Source organism: Ferrovibrio sp. (assembly GCF_019636075.1).
In the GTDB taxonomy this organism is placed as follows: Bacteria; Pseudomonadota; Alphaproteobacteria; order Ferrovibrionales; family Ferrovibrionaceae; genus Ferrovibrio.
This window is the reverse complement of record NZ_JAHBYG010000001.1, coordinates 82,134-103,075: the sequence shown is the minus strand read 5'-3', so window position 1 is coordinate 103,075 and position 20,942 is coordinate 82,134. Positions and strand designations below refer to the sequence as shown.

The 20,942-nt window shown below is 63.4% G+C and carries 20 protein-coding genes; 10 read left to right on the top strand and 10 right to left on the bottom strand.

The annotated features are described in order from the left end of the window. Positions 1–20: 20 nt before the first annotated feature. A complete protein-coding gene (locus KF827_RS00470; RefSeq protein ID WP_290998003.1) occupies positions 21–461 on the bottom strand; it encodes a hypothetical protein in 441 nt (146 codons plus the stop codon). A 173-nt stretch (positions 462–634) separates the two neighbouring features. On the opposite strand from KF827_RS00470, the gene KF827_RS00465 reads away from it, so the two are divergent. Beyond that, positions 635–1,399: a sulfite exporter TauE/SafE family protein gene (locus tag KF827_RS00465; RefSeq protein WP_290998000.1), complete on the top strand. Its 765-nt coding sequence runs from the start codon at positions 635–637 to the stop codon at positions 1,397–1,399. 101 nt (positions 1,400–1,500) lie between these two features. Further along, positions 1,501–3,126, top strand: coding sequence for an acyl-CoA synthetase (locus KF827_RS00460; RefSeq protein ID WP_290997997.1), 1,626 nt, complete (start codon positions 1,501–1,503; stop codon positions 3,124–3,126). A 118-nt stretch (positions 3,127–3,244) separates the two neighbouring features. On the opposite strand, the gene KF827_RS00455 is transcribed toward KF827_RS00460, so the two are convergent. Continuing rightward, positions 3,245–3,445, bottom strand: a complete 201-nt coding sequence (locus KF827_RS00455) for a DUF465 domain-containing protein (protein ID WP_290997994.1) — start codon at positions 3,443–3,445, stop codon at positions 3,245–3,247. A 148-nt stretch (positions 3,446–3,593) separates the two neighbouring features. Between KF827_RS00455 and KF827_RS00450 the strand changes: the two genes are divergently transcribed. After that, on the top strand, positions 3,594–4,250 hold the full coding sequence (locus KF827_RS00450) for a UbiX family flavin prenyltransferase (protein WP_290997991.1): 657 nt from the start codon (positions 3,594–3,596) through the stop codon (positions 4,248–4,250). A 39-nt stretch (positions 4,251–4,289) separates the two neighbouring features. On the opposite strand, the gene KF827_RS00445 is transcribed toward KF827_RS00450, so the two are convergent. Beyond that, positions 4,290–4,820, bottom strand: coding sequence for a TIGR02444 family protein (locus KF827_RS00445; protein WP_290997986.1), 531 nt, complete (start codon positions 4,818–4,820; stop codon positions 4,290–4,292). 84 nt (positions 4,821–4,904) lie between these two features. On the opposite strand from KF827_RS00445, the gene KF827_RS00440 reads away from it, so the two are divergent. Beyond that, entirely contained in the window at positions 4,905–5,120 is a 216-nt protein-coding gene (locus KF827_RS00440; protein ID WP_290997983.1) for a DUF465 domain-containing protein, read from the top strand. Between the two features lie 71 nt (positions 5,121–5,191). Here the strand turns inward: KF827_RS00440 and KF827_RS00435 are convergent, their stop codons facing one another. The 3 genes from KF827_RS00435 to meaB all read right to left on the bottom strand — a co-directional run bounded on the left by KF827_RS00435 (position 5,192) and on the right by meaB (position 8,656). Continuing rightward, the gene (locus KF827_RS00435; RefSeq protein ID WP_290997980.1) at positions 5,192–6,370 is read right to left on the bottom strand and encodes an acetyl-CoA C-acyltransferase; all 1,179 of its coding nucleotides are present in this window, start codon (positions 6,368–6,370) and stop codon (positions 5,192–5,194) included. Positions 6,371–6,536: 166 nt separating this feature from the next. Continuing rightward, positions 6,537–7,709, bottom strand: a complete 1,173-nt coding sequence (locus KF827_RS00430) for a pyridoxal phosphate-dependent aminotransferase (protein WP_290997977.1) — start codon at positions 7,707–7,709, stop codon at positions 6,537–6,539. Continuing rightward, positions 7,706–8,656, bottom strand: coding sequence for a methylmalonyl Co-A mutase-associated GTPase MeaB (gene meaB / locus KF827_RS00425; protein WP_290997974.1), 951 nt, complete (start codon positions 8,654–8,656; stop codon positions 7,706–7,708). The genes KF827_RS00430 and meaB overlap by 4 nt, the downstream gene beginning before the upstream one ends. A gap of 69 nt (positions 8,657–8,725) precedes the next feature. On the opposite strand from meaB, the gene KF827_RS00420 reads away from it, so the two are divergent. From KF827_RS00420 to KF827_RS00395, 6 genes are all read left to right on the top strand, one after another. Then, positions 8,726–9,565, top strand: a complete 840-nt coding sequence (locus KF827_RS00420) for an ABC transporter permease (RefSeq protein ID WP_290997972.1) — start codon at positions 8,726–8,728, stop codon at positions 9,563–9,565. Between the two features lie 172 nt (positions 9,566–9,737). Next, positions 9,738–10,916 (top strand): aspartate aminotransferase family protein, encoded by a 1,179-nt coding sequence (locus KF827_RS00415; protein ID WP_290998536.1) that lies wholly within the window; start codon positions 9,738–9,740, stop codon positions 10,914–10,916. Then, on the top strand, positions 10,913–11,842 hold the full coding sequence (gene argF / locus KF827_RS00410; RefSeq protein WP_290997963.1) for an ornithine carbamoyltransferase: 930 nt from the start codon (positions 10,913–10,915) through the stop codon (positions 11,840–11,842). The genes KF827_RS00415 and argF overlap by 4 nt, the downstream gene beginning before the upstream one ends. Before the next feature lie 4 nt (positions 11,843–11,846). Then, positions 11,847–12,803 (top strand): Hsp33 family molecular chaperone HslO, encoded by a 957-nt coding sequence (locus KF827_RS00405; protein WP_290997960.1) that lies wholly within the window; start codon positions 11,847–11,849, stop codon positions 12,801–12,803. Positions 12,804–12,964: 161 nt separating this feature from the next. Further along, positions 12,965–13,552 carry a hypothetical protein gene (locus KF827_RS00400; RefSeq protein ID WP_290997957.1) on the top strand — a complete coding sequence of 196 codons (588 nt, stop codon included), beginning with the start codon at positions 12,965–12,967 and terminating at the stop codon, positions 13,550–13,552. Positions 13,553–13,762: 210 nt separating this feature from the next. After that, the gene (locus KF827_RS00395; RefSeq protein WP_290997953.1) at positions 13,763–14,761 is read left to right on the top strand and encodes a D-glycerate dehydrogenase; all 999 of its coding nucleotides are present in this window, start codon (positions 13,763–13,765) and stop codon (positions 14,759–14,761) included. Positions 14,762–14,764: 3 nt separating this feature from the next. Here the strand turns inward: KF827_RS00395 and KF827_RS00390 are convergent, their stop codons facing one another. The 4 genes from KF827_RS00390 to KF827_RS00375 form a co-directional block, all read right to left on the bottom strand. Further along, positions 14,765–15,295 carry a PAS domain-containing protein gene (locus KF827_RS00390; protein ID WP_290997950.1) on the bottom strand — a complete coding sequence of 177 codons (531 nt, stop codon included), beginning with the start codon at positions 15,293–15,295 and terminating at the stop codon, positions 14,765–14,767. A 63-nt stretch (positions 15,296–15,358) separates the two neighbouring features. Beyond that, entirely contained in the window at positions 15,359–16,753 is a 1,395-nt protein-coding gene (lpdA, locus tag KF827_RS00385) for a dihydrolipoyl dehydrogenase (RefSeq protein ID WP_290997947.1), read from the bottom strand. Positions 16,754–16,757: 4 nt separating this feature from the next. Then, positions 16,758–17,984: a 2-oxoglutarate dehydrogenase complex dihydrolipoyllysine-residue succinyltransferase gene (gene odhB / locus KF827_RS00380; protein ID WP_290997944.1), complete on the bottom strand. Its 1,227-nt coding sequence runs from the start codon at positions 17,982–17,984 to the stop codon at positions 16,758–16,760. Positions 17,985–18,035: 51 nt separating this feature from the next. Further along, positions 18,036–20,918 (bottom strand): 2-oxoglutarate dehydrogenase E1 component, encoded by a 2,883-nt coding sequence (locus KF827_RS00375; protein ID WP_290997941.1) that lies wholly within the window; start codon positions 20,916–20,918, stop codon positions 18,036–18,038. Between the last annotated feature and the right edge of the window lie 24 nt (positions 20,919–20,942).

Here is a 20,942-nt window from a genome sequence, read left to right as displayed (position 1 = left end):
CCCTCTCTATTCCACCGGCGCTAGGCTGCCGGCTCGGCCAGGGCCTGCCGCAACCGCGCCATGATGGCATCCAGCCGCTGCAAAAGCTCCGCCTCATAAGCCCGGCATTCGGCCAATTCCGCCTTCAATGCGGCGATTTCATCCGCCGCGGCATCGGAAACCGCGGGTGCCGCTGCGGCTGGCATGGATACGACAGGCGGAGCGTCCACCGGCTCCGGCTGCTTTTCGCGCTCGGCCTGCATGGCGGCAAGCTCGGCACGCAGTGCATCCACCAGATCGGCGCGCTCACGCAGCCCGATAGCCTCTGAGCGCGCTGCCTGCAGGGCCTCGGTGGTGGTGCGCAGTTCCAGGCTGAGCTGGCCATGCTGTTCGCCGAGCGCCCTGAAGGCAACGGCGCGGGATGCCAGAGCGGCATCCAACCGGCGCAAAGCCTGCTCCATCGCGGCAACGGCCGCCGCCATTGCGGTTTCCATGCGATCGTGATGCTTTATGAGGTTGAGTGACAAAGTTAACATGCAGGATAAACTCCGGCGGCCATCACCGTCAACCGAACCAGCCCCCGAACCATCTTCTGAACTACCCCCTGAACTCCCCCCCTGAACCAGATCACCGATCACCGCGAACCGGGCAAGACATGTTTGAATCCCTGCCGATGCTGCACGACCCCTGGTTCTACACCCTCGCAATTCCGGCAGTATTGGTGGTGGGGATGAGCAAGGGCGGCTTCGGGCCCGGCACCGGATTGCTGGCCCTGCCGCTGCTGAGCCTGACAATTCCGCCGCTGCAAGCCGCCGCCATCACCCTGCCGCTGCTGTGCGCCATGGATCTGGCCGGCCTGTGGAGCTATCGCAAGCATTGGGACCGCGCCAACATGGCAATCATTCTGCCAGGCGCATTGGTTGGCATCGTGATCGGCGCATTGACTGCCGATTGGGTGAGCAACCAGGGTGTGCAGATCATCGTCGGCGTGGTGGCGGTGGTGTTCGTTCTGCACAAATGGTTGGGCCGCAACAGCACCGAGCCGATGCCGCGCCATCTCGGTCGCGGCCTGTTCTGGAGTTGCATTTCCGGCTTCACCAGTTTCGTGGCCCATGCCGGTTCGCCGCCGCTGTCGGTCTATCTGCTGCCCCAGCAGATCAACAAGACCATGTTCGTCGGCACCAGCCTGGTTTATTTCGCCGTGCTGAATTACGTGAAGCTGGTGCCCTATGCCTGGCTGGGCCAGCTTAGCGCCGTGAATCTGGGCACCGCGCTGGTGCTGATGCCGGTGGCGGTGACCGGCGTATATCTGGGCATCTGGCTGCACAAATATATCGACGACAAGCTTTTCTACCGCATCGCCTATGGCCTGACCCTGCTATGCGGCCTGAAACTGCTGGCTGACGGCTTCGGGTTTTAACCCGGTTTGCAACTCAGGCAAAAAACATTGGCGGCGCTGGCGGTTGCCCGCAAGCGGCCAAAAAGTTAGCGTTTGCCGCTGAATTTCTGGAGGTGCCCGAAATGGCCTCGATTTACGATCGCGATCTGGACAAGACCCCGGCGAATTACGAGCCGCTGTCGCCCTTGAGCTTTCTGCGCCGCACGGCGGAAGTGTTTCCGCACCGCTTGGCCGTGATCCACGATGCCTGGCGTTATGATTACGCCGCGCTTTACACGCGCAGCCGCCGGCTCGCCTCGGCGCTGGAAAAGCAAGGCATCAAGCCCGGCGATACCGTGGCCATCATCGCCCCCAACACGCCCGCGCATCTGGAAGCGCATTTCGGCGTGCCGGCCACGGGGGCCGTGCTGAATGCCATCAATATCCGCCTGGATGCCGCCGCCATCGCCTTCATCCTGGAACATAGCGAAACCAGGCTGCTGCTGGTGGATGCCGAATTCGCCGGCGTGGCGCGGCAGGCGCTCGAATTGCTGAAAACGCCCAAGCCTATCGTGGTCGATATCGACGATGCCGCCGTGCCGGATGCGAAGCATATCGGCTCCATCGAATACGAAGCCTTCCTGCAGCAGGGCGACCCCAACTACGCCTGGTCTGGGCCGAAGGACGAATGGGATGCCATCGCGCTGGGCTACACATCGGGCACCACCGGCAATCCCAAGGGCGTGGTGACGCATCATCGCGGCGCCTATCTGAATACCATGGGCAATTCCGTGACCTGGAACCTGCCCAAGCATCCGGTCTATCTGTGGACCCTGCCGATGTTCCATTGCAACGGCTGGTGCTTCCCCTGGACCATCACCATGCTGGCCGGCGTGCATGTCTGCCTGCGCAAGGTGGAACCGGCAGCCGTGTTCAACGCCTTCGCCAATCTGGGCGTAACGCATTTCTGCGGCGCCCCCACCGTGCTGACCATGCTGATCAACGCGCCCGAGGATGTGCGGGCCAAGCTGAAGCCCGGCGTGAAATGCATGACCGCCGGCGCGGCGCCGCCGGCCGCGGTGATTGCCGCCATGGAGGAAATGGGCTTCGACATCACCCATGTTTACGGCCTCACCGAAGTATATGGCCCGGCCGTGGTTTGCGACTGGCATGAGGAATGGAACCGGCTGTCGATTTCCGAGCGCGCCGGGCTGAAGGCCCGCCAAGGCGTGCGCTATCACGTTGAGGAAGGGGTTACCGTACTGAATCCCGAAACCATGCAGCCGGTGCCCGCCGATGGCCAGACCATGGGCGAGATCATGTTTCGCGGCAACGTGGTGATGAAGGGCTACCTGAAGAATCCCAAAGCGACGCAAGAAGCCTTCGCCGGCGGCTGGTTCCATTCCGGCGATCTCGGCGTGGTCTATCCGAACGGCTATCTGCAGATCAAGGATCGTTCGAAAGACATCATCATCTCCGGCGGCGAGAATATCTCCACGCTGGAAGTGGAAGGCGTGCTCTACATGCATCCCGATGTGATGGAAGCCGCCGTTGTGGCGCGGCCCGACCCGCATTGGGGCGAAACCCCCTGCGCCTTCGTTACCCTGAAGCAGGGCAGCAAGGCCACGCCTGACGACCTCATCGCCTTCGCGCGCGAACGACTGGCGAAATTCAAGGTGCCGAAAACGGTTGTGTTCAGCGAATTGCCGAAAACATCCACCGGCAAGATTCAGAAATTCGAATTGCGCGAGAGAGCCCGGAAGCTCTGAACGAGCCCCGGGCCACCCACCCGCTTCACACCATCGCCCCACGCCACCATCGCCCCATGCAAGGCGATAGGCGATAGGCGATGGGCGATGGGATGATCGCGGTGTTTATCGTATAGGGCTAGATGGTGAGGCGGTTGATCTCTTCCTTCAACCGCAGTTTCTCGCGCTTGAGCTGAGCAATGCGCGTGCTGTCGGGCAACGGGCGATGCGACTCGTCATCAATCACCGTCTGCAGATGGGCATGTTTTTCGACCAGCGTATCAATGTGAGTTTGCGGCGCGGCATACTGCATGTTTGCATTTTGCATCTGTTGAGCCATCGCGGTCTCCTCCTTGGCAGGTTCGGAGCGCGTCGCCGGGCGGCACTTAGGCGCGGCCGCACCGGGACGCGCACAGACTCATGTAAGCACTCCCCCCTCGCTTTGTCAGTAGGATTCGTGCAAATTATCTTTGACGGATCGATACAGCATGACGCGACGCACAAAACCATCCACAAGATCGGCTTCCGAATCGGCGAAATCCAACGATTCGCCGCAGCGCGCGCGTGATTCGGCGCAGCGGATCATTGTCGGCATCACCGGCGCGTCCGGTGCGATCTATGGTATACGCCTGCTGGAAGCATTGCGCGCCATGGGCATTGAAACCCATCTTGTGCTGACCCGCGCCGCTGAAATGACCATCGCCTACGAAACCAGCCATACCGCAAAAAGCGTGCGGGCATTGGCCAGCAAGACATACCCGCTGGGCGATGTGGGTGCGGCGATTGCATCGGGCTCGTTCCGCACGCTCGGCATGATCATCGCCCCCTGTTCGATGAAAACGCTGAGCGAGATCGCCTACAGCCTTTCAGGCAACCTGCTCACGCGCGCCGCCGATGTGGTGCTGAAGGAACGCCGCAAGCTGGTAGTGATGCCGCGCGAAACGCCGCTGCATCTGGGCCATATCCGCGCCATGGCGGCCGCCACCGAAATCGGCGCCATCATCGCGCCGCCCATGCCGGGTTTCTATGCCAAGCCGAAAAGCCTGGACGACATGATCGACCACAGCATCGGCCGCGCGCTCGATCTGTTCAATCTCGATACCGGCAAGGTGCATCGCTGGAGCGGCAAACCCCCGGCGGATTAAGCGCCCCGTATCCCTGTCGCTTCCCGTATCCCTGTCGGGTCACTGCCCAGGCAAGGCCGGGTCGGCGGTGTAAACCGCGCGCAACAATTGCAGCGCCAAAACATCGGCTTCGCGGCCGGCATTGGGCAGCGTGGCGGTATATTCCGCCAGATGGCGCACCGCTGCCGCCATCTCGTCGGCCTTGCCGCCGAAATGGCTCAGGGCGTGGCTCAATTGCGCCATCGGCTCCAGCGCCAATTGCGCCTGCGCTTCGATGCGCAATTCCAGCTCGATGGTGTCGTCGTAAAGCGGCTGCAGGCTGTCATCCTCCAGCACCATGTTCTTCAGCGCGCGGCGGGCCTGGCGGTAGGGCAGCAGCACGGCATTCACCGGCTTGAGCACGTCGATGGCCCGCTGCATCTCGCCCGGCGCCCAATTGGACAGGCCGAGCCGGGCGCGCCAAAAGCAGAACAACACAAGATTGACATCGGCGCCGTGCAGATCCTGCAGGCTGAGCACCGCCTCTGCCACGCCCGGACGGGTGTAGATGGCGGTGGAAAACGACCAGAAGCCGGTGCCGGTGATGCTCATTCCGTGTTATGCTACCATATGATGTTGCCTGGTAAACCGGCCTGGAAGGCCCGACCAGTCCGGCAGCCTCCGAAGGTGGGCAGAATGAGTTTCACGAGCAGTATCGATACCGAGGAATTGCATAAGCAATTGGCCGATCTGCGCGCCGAACACCGCGATCTGGACGATGCCATCAATGCGCTGGCGGAGCAGGCCCATATCAACCAGATCCAGATTCAGCGGATGAAAAAGAAAAAACTGCTGCTGAAAGACCAGATCATCCGCATCGAAAGCCTGCTGCTGCCCGATATCATCGCCTAACCATCTGATATAAAAAAGAAAAAGGCCGGCGTTTCGGCCGGCCTTCGATATTTACCGGATGTCTGCGGCGATCACGCCACTTCAAACAAGCCGGCCGCGCCCATACCGCCGCCGATGCACATGGTGACCACAACCAGCTTGGCGCCACGGCGCTTGCCTTCGATCAGCGCATGGCCGGTGAGGCGGGCGCCCGAGGTGCCATAGGGATGACCCACGGCGATGGCACCGCCATTCACGTTGAGCTTGTCGTCCGGGATGCCCAGCTTGTCGCGGCTGTAGATCACCTGGCAGGCAAAGGCCTCGTTCAGCTCCCACAGGTCGATATCGGAAACCTTCAGGCCGGCCCGCTCCAGCAGGCGCGGCACGGCATAAACCGGGCCGATGCCCATTTCGTCGGGTTCGCAACCGGCCACGGCGAAACCGCGGAAGATGCCCAGCGGCTGCAGGCCGCGCTTCTCGGCCAGCTTGGCATTCATCACGATGCAGGCCGAAGCGCCATCGGAGAACTGGCTGGCATTACCGGCCGCGATCACGCCGCCGGGGATGGCGGTACGGATCTGCGACACGCCTTCGTAGGTGGTGTCGGCGCGGATGCCTTCATCGGAAGATACGGTGACTTCGCGGGTGACGGTCTGGCCGGTTTCCTTGTCGGTCACCGCCATCAAGGTCTTCACCGGGATGATTTCGTCGTTGAACTTGCCGGCATCGCGGGCGGCGGCAGCACGCTGCTGGCTGCGGGCGCCATAACGATCCTGATCTTCGCGGCTGATATTGTAGCGCTTGGCCACCGTCTCGGCGGTCTGCAACATCGGCCAGTAGATTTCCGGCTTCTTCTCCTCCAGCCACGGATCCTTGAGGTTGGAGACATTCATCTGGTTCTGGGTCAGCGAGATCGATTCCACGCCGCCGGCGGCCATCACCGGCACGCCATCCACGATCACGCGCTGCGCCGCCATGGCGATGGATTGCAAGCCCGAGGAGCAGAAGCGGTTGACGGTGACGCCCGAGGCGGTGATCGGCAGACCGGCGCGCAGCGCGACCTGGCGCGCGATGTTGCTGCCGGTGGCGCCTTCAGGAGTGGCGCAGCCCAGGATCACATCCTCGATCTCGGCCGGATCGACCTTGGCGCGCTCAACCGCAGCGGCCAGCGCAACACCGCCCAGGGTGGCGCCATGGGTCATGTTGAAGCCGCCCTTCCAGGACTTGGCAAGCCCGGTGCGGGCAGTGGATACGATAACAGCCTGGGTCATGGCGTTTTTCCTCCGATGGTGTTCTTTGATCTGGTTGCAGAAGCTACCCCCGCCCCTGCCGGCTTGGCAATCATCCGACAGGGTTACAATCGGCGCTTGACGCTGCGGCAGCCCTTGTTGGGACCAGCCTGCGGCGCGGGCTGATACCACAGCCTGTGGCGCGGGCTTAACGCAATTGCGGCTCCAGCCGGTCCATGGCTTCCGACACCTTGGGCAGCGAGGCGGCGAAACACAGCCGGATGCGCCCCTCGCCGCTATCGCCGAAGGCAATGCCGGGCGCCAGCCCCACTTTGGCGGTTTCCAGCAACTTGAGACAGAAGGCCAGGCTGTCGGTCATGCCATCCACGGCGAAGAAGGCATAGAAGGCGCCTTCCGGCCGCGCCAGGCGCACGCGCGGCAGGCCGGCCAGGCGCTGGAATACCAGATCGCGGGCCTGGCCATAGCGGGCCACCAGGCTGGCGGTATAGGCATCGCCCTGATCCATCGCGGCGATGCCGCCATGCTGCACGAAGGTGGTGGGATGCGAGATGTTGAACTCGGTCATCTTCTCGATCTCGGTCTGCAGGCGCGGCGGCGCGATGATCCAGCCGAGCCGCCAGCCGGTCATCGACCAGCTTTTGGAGAAGGAATTGACGATCACCACCGGATCATCGGGATCCGCTATGGTGAGAAAGCTGGGCGCATAGGGCCGGTCGTAGACGATGCGGGAATAGACTTCATCCGACAGCACCCAGATGCCGCGCGATTTGCAGAAATCCAGGATCGCGCGCAATTCCGCCTCGCTGGCCACCCAGCCGGTCGGGTTGCCCGGGCTGTTGATGGAGATCACCCGGGTATTCTCGTCGCAGGCATCGAACAGGCGGTCGAGATCGAGGCGCCAGCCGCCTTCTGCAGTGGGCGTGAGATCGACCCGGCGCGGTTCGGCGCCCATCACGCGCATGGCCTGCTGGCCATTGGGCCAGACCGGGCCGATGACAATGCCGTTATCGCCCGGCCCGAGCAGGCATTGCGTGACAATCATCAGCGCATTCATGCCGGAAGCCGTGACGGTGATGCGCTCGATGGCCACATCCTGATCGTATGTGCGCTTGAGATAGCGCTGGATCGCCGCGCGCAATTCGGGAATGCCGCGATTGGGGGCATAGAAGGTCTTGCCGGTCTTCACCGCTTCGGCGGCGGCATCGGCGATGAAAGCCGGCGTGGCATCGTCGCCCTCGCCGAACCATAGCGGCAACACATCGCTCATGCCGGCGGCGGCACGATTGACGATGCGGATGCGCGAGCCATTGATGGCCTGGATATGCGAGCGGATCGGCGCGGAGGGAAATTGCGGGTTCATCGGTCCTTGTCCAACAAAGTGAGAAGATCGCGCATGGCGCTATCGGTATCGCGGGCGCCATCCAGCAGGTCGCGGGCCAGATTGTCCAGTGCCGCATCGGGCAAAGCGCCCAGCCGGCGGCGGAACCAATCCTGCGCCAGCCCCAGCAGCAGCCGGCGCAGCCGGGCACGCGGATCCGGGCGCTTGCGCCGGCCCAGCGCCGCGATTGCATCGGCCAGTTCGGCCACGCCCAGGCCCGTGGTGGCCGACGTGCGCAAAACCGGCACGCTGCGGCCTTCGCGCTGCGCCGCCATGGCCGCCAATTGGCGCGCCGAACGCTCGGCGAATGGCAGGTCGGATTTGTTCACCACCAGGATATCGGCGATTTCGAGAATGCCGGCCTTGATGGCCTGCACATCGTCGCCCAGCCCCGGCGCGTTCACCACCACGCGCACATCGGCGATTTCGGCGATCTCCACCTCCGATTGCCCGGTGCCCACGGTTTCCACCACCACCACATCGCGCCCCGCGGCATCGAACACGTCGATCACCCGAGCCGCCGTGCGCGACAGGCCGCCAAGATGGCCACGGCTGGCCAGCGAGCGTACGAAAACCCCGGGATCGGTGGCATGCCGCGACATGCGGATGCGGTCGCCCAGGATGGCGCCGCCGGTGAGCGGGCTGGATGGATCCACCGCCACCACGCCCACGCTGGCATCGCGGCGGCGCAATTCCTCCACATAAGCCGAAACCAGGGTGGATTTGCCGGCGCCGGGCGCACCGGTGAAACCCACCACCAGGGCATGGCCCAGCCTGCCCCGTATGATACGCAAGACGGCCCTGGCATCCGGCGTTTCGTTTTCCACCGCCGTGATCGCCCGGGCCAATGCGGCGCGGTCGCCGGCAAGCAGCCCGGCCAGCCAGGCGGGCGGCGCTTCTGAATCCGGCGGCGAGGCGGTGTTTTGCATTGGCGCAAGTTACGCGCTATGAGAGGCACCCGACAAGCTTTCAGGCCCGCAGCCCGGCGATTACCCAGCATGACCCCCGCATCCCCCTCCAATCCCCCGCCCGCCTTCCATCCGCCCGCTTTCCATCCGCCGCGCCAATATGGCGTGGTGAACTGGCTGGGCCTGTGGACCCTCTATATGAAGGAAGTGCGGCGTTTCCTGGCCGTGGCGACCCAGGCCGTTGTGGCGCCGGTGATCACCACCTTGCTGTTTTTCGCGGTCTTCGCCCTGGCGCTGGGCGGCGCGGTACGCATGGTGGGCGATCTGCATTTCGTGGATTTTCTGGCGCCCGGCCTGATCATGATGGCAACCACGCAGAATGCCTTCGCCAATACCTCATCCTCGATCCTGATCTCGAAGGTTCAGGGCAATATCGTAGACATGCTGATGCCGCCGATCACGCCCGGCGAATTCCTGGTGGCCTATGCCATGGCCGGTGTCACGCGCGGCGTGATGGTGGCGGTTGCCGTTGGCCTGGCCATGGGCCCTTTCATCAGCACCGGCATCCAGCATTGGTGGGCGGCGCTGTATTTCGTGCTGATGGGCTCGCTGGTGCTGTCGCTGCTGGGCATTCTGGCCGGGCTGTGGAGCCAGAAATTCGACCACCTGGCCGCCGTCACCAATTTCGTGATCACGCCGCTGGCCTTCCTGTCGGGCACATTCTATTCGGTGCAGCAATTGCCGCCGGTCTGGCTGGCGGTGGCCCATGCCAACCCGTTCTTCTTCATGATCGACGGCTTTCGCTATGGCATGACCGGCCATGCCGATGGCGATATCCTGCTGGGCGCCATCGCCCTGGGCATTGCCGGCCTGGCTTTGTGGATTTTCTGCCTGATACTGCTGCGCCGCGGCTGGCGCCTGCAAAGCTGATATAGGCCGCCAAAGCCTTATTGTGACGGTACAATTCACCGAATTGACATAAGGCCGTTTTCGCCCATAATTCGCCCTCTCGCCAGCCCGGCAGCGTAATGCCGGGGCTGGCGAAGGTGTTTTTGGGCCGTAGCAAACATTTTTTGGAAAGGATTCTGCCGTGAGCGCATTGATGTCGACCTACGCAAGGGCCCCCCTTGCGTTCGAGCGGGGCGAGGGTTCCTACCTCATGACCGCCGATGGTCGACGTTATCTGGATTTCGCCTCCGGCATCGCCGTTACCGCGCTGGGCCACAATCATCCGCATCTGGTGGCCAAGCTGACCGAGCAGGTGGGCAAGCTGTGGCACACCTCCAACCTGTTCGAGATTCCCGGCCAAGCCAAGCTGGCCGAACGGCTGGTGGCGAACTCCTTTGCCGATGTGGCCTTCTTCTGCAATTCCGGCGCCGAGGCCTGCGAGGGTTCGGTGAAAATCGCGCGCAAATATTTCGCCGCGAAAGGCCAGCCGGAAAAATGGCGCGTCATCACCTTTGATGGCGCCTTCCATGGCCGCACGCTGGCCATGCTGGCAGCCGGCAACAACAAGAAATATCTCGATGGCTTCGGCACCAAGGCCGATGGTTTCGATCATGCGCCGCTGAACGATCTGGCCGCTCTGAAAGCGGCAATCGGGCCGGAAACCTGCGCCATCATGCTGGAGCCGATCCAGGGCGAAGGCGGCATCCGCGCCATCCCCACCGAAACCCTGCGCGCCATCCGCAAGCTGTGCGACGATCACGGCCTGCTGCTGATCATGGATGAAGTACAAACCGGCATGGGCCGCACCGGCAAGCTGTTTGCCCATGAATGGAGCGGCATCACGCCCGATATCATGGCGCTGGCCAAGGGCCTGGGCGGCGGTTTCCCGATGGGCGCCATCCTGGCAACGAAAGACGCCGCCTCGGGCATCGCGCCCGGCACCCATGGCACGACGTTCGGCGGCAACATGCTGGCCATGGCGGCGGGCAATGCCGTGCTGGATGTGATGCTGGCGCCTGGCTTCTTCGAGGATCTGCAGCGCCGCGCCTCCATGTTCAAGCAGCAATTGGCCATGCTGATCGACAAATACCCTACCGTACTGGAAGAAGTGCGCGGTCAGGGTTTCCTGCTGGCGTTGAAAACCAAGGTGCCGAACGGCGATCTGGTGACTGCATTGCAGCAGCAGCAGATGGTTTCGGTATCCGCCGCCGACAACACCGTGCGCTTGCTGCCCTCGCTGCTGATCTCGGAAGCCGAGCTTTCGGAAGCCACAGCCAAACTCGATGCCGCCTGCACAGCGCTGGCCAGCAAAAGCACAGGAAATGCCGCATGAGCGTGCGGCATTTTCTCGACCTGCATCTGCTGTCGGCGGAAACCCTGCGCGGCATCCTGGATCATGCCGCGCGCATGAAGCAGGGCCGCAAGGGCTGGCCGAAGGCAAAGCCCGAACCCGATGCGCCGGCCGCCGGCCGCGTGCTGGCGATGATCTTCGAGAAGCCCTCAACCCGCACACGGCTGAGCTTCGATGTGGCGATGCGGCAATTGGGCGGCGAAACCATCTCGCTGCGCTCCGACGATTTGCAGCTCGGCCGCGGCGAAACCATTGCCGATACCGCCCGCATCCTGTCGGGCATGGTGGATGCCGTGATGCTGCGTACCTCGCTGGCTTCCAACATGCTGGAACTGGCCGGAAATGGCAGCATTCCGGTGATCAACGGCCTGACCGACGACAGCCATCCCTGCCAGGTGATGGCCGATGTGCTGACCTTCGAGGAAAAGCTGGGCCCGATCCGTGGCCGCAAGGTGGCCTGGATCGGCGATGGCAACAACATGGCGCATTCCTGGATCCATGCCGCCGCCCGCTTCGGTTTCAGCATCGATCTGGCCTGCCCGGCCGGCCTGCATCCGGCAGCCGATGTGATGGCCTGGGCCGCCAAGGAAAAGGCCGCCGTGCGCGTGGTGAGCGATCCGCATGAAGCGGTGCGCGATGCCGAATGCGTGCTGGCCGATACCTGGGTTTCCATGGGCCAGGATGAAGAGACGACACGCCGCCATGCCGCCTTGCTGCCGTATCGCGTGGATAGTGCGCTGATGGCGGCGGCGGCGAAGAATGCCATCTTCATGCATTGCCTGCCGGCCCATCGCGGCGAGGAAGTGACCGCCGACGTGATCGACGGCCCGCAATCGGTGGTATTCGACGAGGCGGAAAACCGCCTGCATGCCCAGAAAGCCATCCTGGCCTGGTGTTTCAACGGTTAATGGCGTGAGCTTGCCCGACGACCTTTCCCTCCCCTTTCAGGTGGAGCATTGCGACGTGCGCGGCCGCCTGGTGCGGCTGGGCCCGACCGTGGATGGCGTGCTGGAGCGCCATGGCTATCCCGAGCCGGTGGCGCGTCTGCTGGCCGAGGCGATGACGCTGGCCGCCACCATGGCCACGGCGCTGAAATTCGAGGGTGTGTTCAGCCTGCAGGCCAAAGGCGACGGGCCGGTTTCCACCCTGGTGGCCGATTGCCGCAGCGGCGAGGATGGCGTGCAACCGCATGGCCTGCGCGGCTATGCCGGCTTCGATGCCGACCGCCTGCTGGGCCTGAGCATCGGGCCGGGCGCCGAACTGGTGCCGCTGCTGCTGGGCAAGGGCTATCTGGCCTTCACCATCGATCCCTATGGCGAGGATATGGAGCGCTATCAGGGCATCGTGGATTTGAGCGGCGCCAGCCTGGCCGATGCTGCCCATGCCTATTTCGCGCAATCCGAACAGTTGAATGCCCGCGTCATACTGGCGGCCAAGCGGCGACCGGACCGGTTGGGGCGCTGGCGCTGGCGGGCCGGCGGCATACTGGTGCAGCAATTGCCAGAACAGGCACCGGGACAAACCACCGGCATGGATGCCGCCCTCACCCCGGAAGACCGCGCCGATGCCTGGGACCGCGTGACCGCCCTGACCCAGACCGCCAAGGCCGACGAATTGACCAGCCCGGAATTGTCGCCCAACGATCTGCTCTATCGCCTGTTCCATGAAGACGGCGTGCGGGTTTTCGAAGCCAAGCCGCTGGCGCCGCGCTGCACCTGCAGCGCCGAGCGGCTGGCCGGCGTGCTGGGGTCTTTCACGACGGAAGAAATCGCGGCCATCGTGGAAGACGGGGTGATCGCCGCGAATTGCCAGTTCTGCAACCGGCAATACCGGTTCGATCCAGCGAATTTGGCGGAAATTTCCTCTTAAAAGCCTTGAAATCGCCCCATTCGGCCCCCTAGCTATGGGCCTAGCTTGATTGTCCATAATCGCCAATGGGAGTAGCCGCCATGCGGACCGAGATTTTGCCGCTCCAGACTATTTCTTCGCCCGAATCTTCGCCCAAAGCCGCGTTCAACCGGCGCAGCCTCATGCGCGCCGCGCTGGGCCTGTCCCTGGGCTTGCCGCTGGCCCTGACCGGCTGCCAGACGCCGGAACCGGAGCGCCTGGTGTTGCCGGAAATCAGCTTCGCGCATCGCCCGGTGCTGACTTTCGCTGCCGGCAGCGTGGATACGATCACCGAATTCAAGCCCAGCTTCCAGGATCCTCATATCGAGCATCTGTTGCCGCAGCCGCCGGCCCGGGTGGCCGAACGCTGGGTGCGCGACCGGGTGCGCCTGGATAACAGCCAGCCCAACAGCCTGCGTGTCGTGATCAAAGATGCCAGCGTGATCGAGCAGGACATTGCCAAGACGCCCGGCCTGCGCGGCAATTTCACTACCGACCAGGTTGCCCGCTTCGAGGTGAGCGTGGAAATGGCGGTGGAGTTGCGCGATGCCCGCGGCTTCAAGGTGGGCGAGGCGGCTGCCTCGGCCAAGCGCGCCAACACGCTGAGCGAAAAGGCCACGCTGAATGATCGCGACCGGCTGATCCACGACCTGATCCGCTTGGCCATGAATGATCTGGACGCGGAGCTGGAAAAATCCATCCGCTCGTATATGCCCCTTTACGTTCAGTAAGCCAAGCCTGGACGTTCAGTAAGGGGAACTGGCGGGATTCGGGGCAGGAATGCCCCGAATCCGCTTAAACGATGCGGTCTGGCCGTTTGTTTCCGGCCCGCCAATCTGCTAAGCAAGACGCGAAGGATACGCCCACAAGGATAGGCCCAGAAGGATACGTCCGGGGGGGCAGGCCTGGGGTACAGCCCTAATCGCGCCGGATTGAACCGCATGCCGACTCAGAAAAAACGCCCGCTGGTGGTTGTCACCCGCAAGCTGCCGGATCCGATCGAAACCCGGATGATGGAGCTGTTCGATGCCAAGCTGAACCTGGCCGACAAGCCGCTCAGCCAGGCCGAACTGATCGAGGCGGTGAAAACCGCCGACGTGCTCGTGCCCACCCTTACCGACCGCATCGACGGCGCCGTGCTGGCCCATGCCGGCCCGAATTTCCGCCTGATCGCCAATTTCGGCACCGGCGTGGACCATATCGATCTGGCCGCCGCCCGCCAACGCGGCGTGACCGTGACCAACACCCCCGGCGTGCTGACCGAAGATACCGCCGACATGACCATGGCCTTGATCCTGGCCGTGCCGCGCCGGCTGATCGAAGGCGCCAACGCGCTGCGCAACAGCGGCGGCGAATGGTCTGGCTGGTCGCCCACCTGGATGCTCGGCCAGCGCATCTGGGGCAAACGGCTCGGCATCATCGGCATGGGCCGCATCGGCCAGGCACTGGCCCGCCGCGCCAAGGCTTTCGGCCTGTCGATCCATTACCATAACCGCAAGCGCGTGCATGAAAGCGTGGAGCAGGAACTGGAGGCCACCTATTGGGAGAGCCTGGACCAGATGTTGGCGCGCATGGACATCATCTCGGTGAACTGCCCGCACACGCCGGCCACCTTCCATCTGCTCTCGGCGCGCCGGCTCGACCTGCTGCAGCCGCATGCCTATCTGGTCAACACCGCGCGCGGCGAGGTGATCGACGAGAACGCCCTGATCCGCAAACTGCGCAAGAGCGAGATTGCCGGCGCCGGCCTGGACGTATTCGAGCATGAGCCTTCGGTGAATCCGAAGCTGCTGGAATTGAAAAACGTGGTGCTGCTGCCGCATATGGGCTCGGCAACCCTGGAAGGCCGCGTCGACATGGGCGAGAAGGTGATCATCAACATCAAGACCTTCGCCGACGGCCATGCCCCGCCGGACCGCGTGATCGCCGGGTTGCTCTGAGGCTCACCCCTTGTCGATGGCGGCGAAGCTGACGCCGAGCAGCCAGACGGCTTCGCCATCGGGCGCCAGCACGGGCAGCGACATGGTTTCCAGCGTGCCGCTGTAATCGCCGGAACGCAGTTTGCCCATCAGGAAGACCGGTTTGCGCGACGCCGCCACCTGGTTGGAAAAATCGATGCAGACGCGGGCTTCATCGGGCAGGAAATGTTCGGAGAAGGGCAGCCCGGTGGGATCGGAGCCGAACATCCAAGCGATATTGGTGCCCATCAGGCGATAGCGCCAATCGATGCCATACACGGCATGCGCACCGATCGGTTCGATCACGAAAGTATTGCCGAGCACGCCGATGGCCTGCAGGCGCTCGAAGGTGAAATCCGATCGCGCGGGCAGACTGTCGGCCGGGCATAACTCAACCCATAACGCCGCCATCGCCTGGCAACGCGGATCGACCGGCGCCGGAATCTCGCGGAACAATTCGCTGGTTTCGAGCCGCTCGCCGGTCCGGCCGAATGCATTCTGCATGAATTGCGTCATAAGGGCCCCTTCACCGGTGCCATACTGACACCGGCGGCGCCCTTAATTCAACAAGGCTTCAACTCAGATGTTGATGGCGCGACCATCCACCGCGAGAGCCGCTTCCTTCACCGCCTCGCTCAGAGCCGGATGGGAATGCACGGTGCGGTAGATATCCTCCGCCGACGCGCCGAATTCGATGGCCAGCACCACTTCCTGCAGGATATGGCCGGCATCGGCGCCGATGATATGGCAACCCACGATTTTCTGGGTGGCCGCATCCTCGAGGATCTTCACGAAACCGTCGGTCATGGTCATGGCGCGGGCGCGGGCATTCGCCGTGAAGGGGAATTTGCCCGCCTTGTATTGCACGCCGGCAGCCTTGAGCTCTTCCTCGGTTTTGCCCACGCTGGCCACTTCAGGCCAGGTATAGACCACGCCGGGAATGGCATCGTAGTTGATATGCGGCTTCTGGCCGGCCAGCATTTCGGCCAGCACCACGCCCTCTTCCTCCGCCTTGTGCGCCAGCATGGCGCCACGGATGCAGTCGCCGATGGCATAGACGCCCGGCGCCGTGGTGGCGAAATGATCGTCCACCTTGATGCGACCGCGTTCATCCAGCTCCACGCCGGCCTTGCCCAGGCCGAGACCCTTGGTGTAGGGCCGGCGACCGATCGAGACCAGCACCACATCGGCCGCGATCTCTTCGGCATCGCCGCCCGCTGCCGGCGCCACGGTAAGCGTGACGCCCTTCTTGGAGGCCTTGGCAGCCGTGACCTTGGTGCCGAGCTTGAACTTCATGCCCTGCTTGGCCAGCACGCGCTGCATCTGCTTGGACACTTCACCATCATTGGTGGGCAGGATGCGGTCGAGGAATTCCACCACTGTCACTTCGGCGCCCAGGCGGCTCCAGACCGAACCCAATTCGAGGCCGATCACGCCGCCGCCGATCACCACCATGGTCTTCGGCACGGCAGCCAGCTTGAGCGCGCCGGTGGACGACACCACCTTGTCTTCATCGATATCGATGCCCGGCAGCGGGGTCACTTCGGAGCCCGGCGCCAGAATGATATGCTTGGCGCTCAGCGTATCTTCGCCGACCTGCACCTTTCCGCCGCCCAGCAGGCTGCCCTCGCCCTTGAACCACGTGATCTTGTTCTTCTTGAACAGGAATTCGATGCCCTTGTTGGACGACGTAACCACGCTCTGTTTCTGCGCCATCATGGCCGGCAGATCGAGACCGAGCTTGCCAACGGTGATGCCATGCTGCGCGAAGCCATGAGCGGCTTCGTGATACAGCTCGGAGGAATGCAGCAAAGCCTTGGACGGAATGCAGCCCACATTGGTGCAGGTGCCGCCGAGACCCGGATCCTTCTCGATGCAGGCAACAGAGAAGCCCAACTGCGCCGCCCGGATGGCAGCGGTGTAACCGCCAGGGCCGGCGCCGACAACAACGATATCGAAAGCTTGTTCGCTCATCGGATCACACCTCGAACAGCAGGCGCTGCGGATCTTCGATGCTTTCCTTCACGCGCACCAGGAAGCTGACCGCCTCGCGGCCATCGATGATGCGGTGATCGTAGCTCAGCGCCAGATACATCATCGGGCGGATCACCACCTGGCCGCCAACGGCCATCGGACGATCCTGGATCTTGTGCATGCCCAGGATGGCCGATTGCGGCGGGTTGATGATCGGGGTGCTCATCAGCGAGCCGAACACGCCGCCATTAGTGATGCTGAAGCTGCCGCCCTGCAACTCGTCGATGCCGAGCTTGCCATCGCGGGCGCGCTTGCCGAGATCGGAGATGGTCTTTTCAATGCCGGCGAAAGACTGCTGATCGGCATCGCGGATCACCGGAACCACCAGGCCGGTGGGCGTGGAAACCGCGCAACCGATGTTGAAGTAATTCTTGAAAACGATGTCTTCGCCGTCGATCTCGGCATTCACCGCCGGGAATTCCTTCAGCGCCTGCACGCAGGCCTTCACGAAGAACGACATGAAGCCGAGACGCACGCCGTGCTTCTTCTCGAAGCCATCGACATATTGCTTGCGGGCAGCCATCAGCGCGCTCATGTCCACCTCGTTGAAGGTGGTGAGCATGGCGGCGGTGTTCTGCGCCTCCTTCAGGCGGCGGGCGATCACCTGGCGCAGCTTGGACATGCGCTGGCGCTCTTCGCGCTCGGCATTGGCACGCGGGCCCGAAGGCGCCGCCGGCTTGGCGGCAGCCGGCGCGGGGCCAGAAGCCAGCAGGGCAGCCACATCGCCCTTGGTGACCCGGCCATCCTTGCCGGAGCCGGACACGCCGGAAACATTCACGTTATTCTCGGCAGCCAGTTTGGCGGCAGCCGGCAGCGGCTGGCCAGCGGCCTTGCCGGCTGCAGCAGCCGGGGCGGCAGCAGGCGCCGGTGCAGGAGCCGGGGCAGCAGCGGGCGCCGGCTTGGCAGGCGCGGCAGCGGCCTTGGCACCGCCAGCGCCGGCAGTGATCGTGGCCAGCAGGGCGCCCACCGTGACGGTGGCGCCCTCGGCGGCCAGGATTTCGCCAACGCTGCCGGCTTCCGGCGCATTCACCTCGACCGTGACCTTGTCGGTCTCCAGTTCCACCAGCAACTGGTCGCGAGCGACGCTGTCGCCGGCCTTCACCGACCATTTGCCAACCGTGGCTTCGGAGATCGATTCGGCCAATTGCGGCACGCGGATTTCAACAGCCATGATGCATTCCTCTGTCTAATTCGTGATGCGCCGGCGTGATGCCAAGACCGCTCAGGCGGTCAGGGCATCGTCCACCAGCTTAGCCTGTTGCTGATTATGCTTGCTCATCAGGCCGGTGGCGGGCGAAGCGGCTTCCACCCGACCGGCATAGATCGGACGCTTGGCCTTGAGGCCGAGTTCGATCTGGACCTTCTCCAGATGCGGCTCGACGAAAGTCCAGGCACCCATGTTCTTCGGCTCTTCCTGGGCCCACACCACGGTCTTGGCATTCTTGTAGCGGCCCATCTCGGCCACCAGCGCCTTGTGCGGGAACGGATAGAGCTGCTCGACGCGCAGGATCACGGTATCCTTCAATTCACGCTTCTCGCGCTCCTCGAACAGGTCGTAATAGACCTTGCCGGTGCAGACCACGATGCGCTTGATCTTGTCGTCCGTGCTGGGCTGCTTGTCGTCCCACAGCACGCGGTGGAAGGTGGTGCCCGGGCCCATATCGGCCAGCTTGGACACCGCCAGCTTGTGACGCAGCAGCGATTTCGGCGTCATCAGGATCAGCGGCTTGCGGAACTTGCGGTGCAGCTGCCGGCGCAGGATGTGGAAGTAATTGGCCGGCGTGCTGCAATTGGCCACCTGCATGTTGTCTTCGGCGCAGAGCTGGAGATACCGCTCCAGGCGGGCCGAACTATGCTCAGGCCCCTGGCCCTCATAGCCATGCGGCAACAGCACGGCCAGGCCCGACATGCGCATCCACTTGGCTTCGCCCGACGAGATGAACTGGTCGAACACCACCTGGGCGCCATTGGCGAAATCGCCGAACTGGCCTTCCCACATCACCAGGGTATTCGGCTCGGCCAGGCTGTAGCCGTATTCGTAGCCGAGCACGGCGGCTTCCGACAGCAGGCTGTCGATCACCTCGTAATTGGCCTGGCCTTCCTTGATATGATTGAGCGGCACATAGCGCTCTTCGGTCTGCTGGTCATGCCAGACGCTGTGGCGCTGCGAGAAGGTGCCGCGACCGCAATCCTGGCCCGACAGGCGCACGCCATAGCCTTCCAGCATCAGCGAGCCGAAAGCCAGCGCTTCCGCCGTGGCCCAGTCGATGCCTTCGCCGGCATCGATGGCAGCCTTCTTGGCGGCCAGCTGGCGAGTCAGCGTCTTGTGGATATTGAAACCGTCCGGCACGGTGGTGATGGCTTCGCCCACCTTGCGCAGCGCATCCAGCTCCACCGCCGTGGTGCCGCGACGTTCGTCGCCCGAGGCGATTTCCAGGCCGGTCCATTTGCCTTCCAGCCAATCCGCCTTGTTGGGCTTGAACGACTTGGAGGCTTCCAGTTCTTCTTCCAGCCGATTCTGGAAATCGGTCACCATGCCTTCGGCACCGGCCTCGCTGATGGTGCCCTCTTCCACCAGGCGCTTGGCATAAAGCTGCCGCGTGGTGGGATGGCTGGCGATGGTGCGATACATGATCGGCTGGGTGAAGGACGGATCGTCGGTCTCGTTATGGCCGTGGCGGCGATAACAGAACAGGTCGATCACCACATCCTTCTTGAACATCTGGCGGAACTCGATGGCGATCTTCGCCACATGGGTCACCGCTTCCGGATCGTCGCCATTCACATGGAAGATCGGCGCCTGCACCACCTTGGCGCCATCCGACGGATAGGGCGAGGAACGCGAATAGCTGGGATTGGTGGTGAAACCGATCTGGTTGTTCACGATGATATGGATGGTGCCGCCGGTGCGATAGCCGCGCAGCTCGGAAAGCGCGAAGCATTCCGCCACCACGCCCTGGCCGGCAAAAGCCGCATCGCCATGCAGCAGCACGGTGAGCACCTGCTCGCGCTCGATATCGCCCAACTGGGTCTGCTTGGCGCGCGACTTGCCCAGGCAGACCGGATTGATGATTTCCAGATGCGAGGGATTGGCGGCCAGCGATAGATGCACCTTGTTGCCATCGAATTCACGATCCGACGACACGCCCAAGTGATACTTCACATCGCCCGAACCCTGGAAATCATCCGGGTGATAGGCCATGCCCTTGAATTCGGAGAAGATGGCGCGATAGGGCTTGGCCATCACATTGCCGAGCAGGTTGAGGCGGCCGCGATGCGGCATGCCCAGCTCGATATCCTTCAGGCCGAGCTGGCCGCCGCGCTTGATGATGGCTTCCAGCGCCGGGATCAGCGCTTCGCCGCCTTCCAGGCCGAAACGCTTGGTGCCGGTGAACTTCATGTGGCAGAAGCGCTCGAAAATCTCGGCTTCCACCAGCTTGTTCAGGATCGCGCGCTTGCCCTCGTCGGTGAAGTGCACTTCCTTGTCGCGGCCCTCGATGCGCTGCTGGATCCAGGCCTTCTGTTCCTGGTGATAGATATGCATGAACTCCACGCCGATGGTGGAGCAATAGGTGCGGCGCAGGATTTCCAGGATTTCGCGCAACGAGGCGGTTTCCAAGCCCAGCATGAAATCGATGAAGATCGGCCGGTCCATGTCGGCTTCGGTGAAGCCATAGGATTGCGGTTCCAGCTCGGGATGCGCGCCCGGCGCCTGGATGCCCAGCGGGTCCAGGTTGGCCATCAGATGGCCACGGATGCGGTAATTGCGGATCAGCATGGCAGCGCGGATGGTATCCAGCGCGGCGGCACGGGCATCGGCAGCGGAGGCACCGCCCTTCAAGGCCTTTTCGGCAGCCTTGGCGGCCTTGCCCTGGCTGCCCAGCAGGCCTTCGTCCTCAAGCTGCACCAGCGGCGGATTGGGCTGCCAGCTCGGCTGGCTCTTGGCCTGGGCCGGGCTGGCGAAACTGTCGCCCAGCGCGCCGAAGAATTCGCGCCAGGAGGCATCCACGCTGTTGGGATCGGCGACGAACTTGGCGTAGAGCTCCTCCACGAAGCTGGAATTGCCGCCGTAGAGGAACTGGGTGCGTTCGAGCTGCGCCGTCATGGGGCTTTTCGCGGCGCCGCTTGT

What these genes read in the sequence shown, in the direction of transcription:
- KF827_RS00375 (WP_290997941.1), bottom strand. Translation starts at nt 20,918, where the DNA reads ATGACGGCGCAGCTCGAACGCACCCAGTTCCTCTACGGCGGCAATTCC.
- lpdA (WP_290997947.1), bottom strand. Translation starts at nt 16,753, where the DNA reads ATGAGCGAACAAGCTTTCGATATCGTTGTTGTCGGCGCCGGCCCTGGC.
- KF827_RS00440 (WP_290997983.1), top strand. Translation starts at nt 4,905, where the DNA reads ATGAGTTTCACGAGCAGTATCGATACCGAGGAATTGCATAAGCAATTG.
- KF827_RS00450 (WP_290997991.1), top strand. Translation starts at nt 3,594, where the DNA reads ATGACGCGACGCACAAAACCATCCACAAGATCGGCTTCCGAATCGGCG.
- meaB (WP_290997974.1), bottom strand. Translation starts at nt 8,656, where the DNA reads ATGCAAAACACCGCCTCGCCGCCGGATTCAGAAGCGCCGCCCGCCTGG.
- KF827_RS00460 (WP_290997997.1), top strand. Translation starts at nt 1,501, where the DNA reads ATGGCCTCGATTTACGATCGCGATCTGGACAAGACCCCGGCGAATTAC.
- odhB (WP_290997944.1), bottom strand. Translation starts at nt 17,984, where the DNA reads ATGGCTGTTGAAATCCGCGTGCCGCAATTGGCCGAATCGATCTCCGAA.
- KF827_RS00445 (WP_290997986.1), bottom strand. Translation starts at nt 4,820, where the DNA reads ATGAGCATCACCGGCACCGGCTTCTGGTCGTTTTCCACCGCCATCTAC.
- KF827_RS00470 (WP_290998003.1), bottom strand. Translation starts at nt 461, where the DNA reads ATGGCGGCGGCCGTTGCCGCGATGGAGCAGGCTTTGCGCCGGTTGGAT.
- KF827_RS00455 (WP_290997994.1), bottom strand. Translation starts at nt 3,445, where the DNA reads ATGGCTCAACAGATGCAAAATGCAAACATGCAGTATGCCGCGCCGCAA.
- KF827_RS00465 (WP_290998000.1), top strand. Translation starts at nt 635, where the DNA reads ATGTTTGAATCCCTGCCGATGCTGCACGACCCCTGGTTCTACACCCTC.
- KF827_RS00430 (WP_290997977.1), bottom strand. Translation starts at nt 7,709, where the DNA reads ATGAACCCGCAATTTCCCTCCGCGCCGATCCGCTCGCATATCCAGGCC.
- KF827_RS00395 (WP_290997953.1), top strand. Translation starts at nt 13,763, where the DNA reads ATGCCGACTCAGAAAAAACGCCCGCTGGTGGTTGTCACCCGCAAGCTG.
- KF827_RS00435 (WP_290997980.1), bottom strand. Translation starts at nt 6,370, where the DNA reads ATGACCCAGGCTGTTATCGTATCCACTGCCCGCACCGGGCTTGCCAAG.
- argF (WP_290997963.1), top strand. Translation starts at nt 10,913, where the DNA reads ATGAGCGTGCGGCATTTTCTCGACCTGCATCTGCTGTCGGCGGAAACC.
- KF827_RS00390 (WP_290997950.1), bottom strand. Translation starts at nt 15,295, where the DNA reads ATGACGCAATTCATGCAGAATGCATTCGGCCGGACCGGCGAGCGGCTC.
- KF827_RS00400 (WP_290997957.1), top strand. Translation starts at nt 12,965, where the DNA reads ATGCGCGCCGCGCTGGGCCTGTCCCTGGGCTTGCCGCTGGCCCTGACC.
- KF827_RS00420 (WP_290997972.1), top strand. Translation starts at nt 8,726, where the DNA reads ATGACCCCCGCATCCCCCTCCAATCCCCCGCCCGCCTTCCATCCGCCC.
- KF827_RS00415 (WP_290998536.1), top strand. Translation starts at nt 9,738, where the DNA reads ATGTCGACCTACGCAAGGGCCCCCCTTGCGTTCGAGCGGGGCGAGGGT.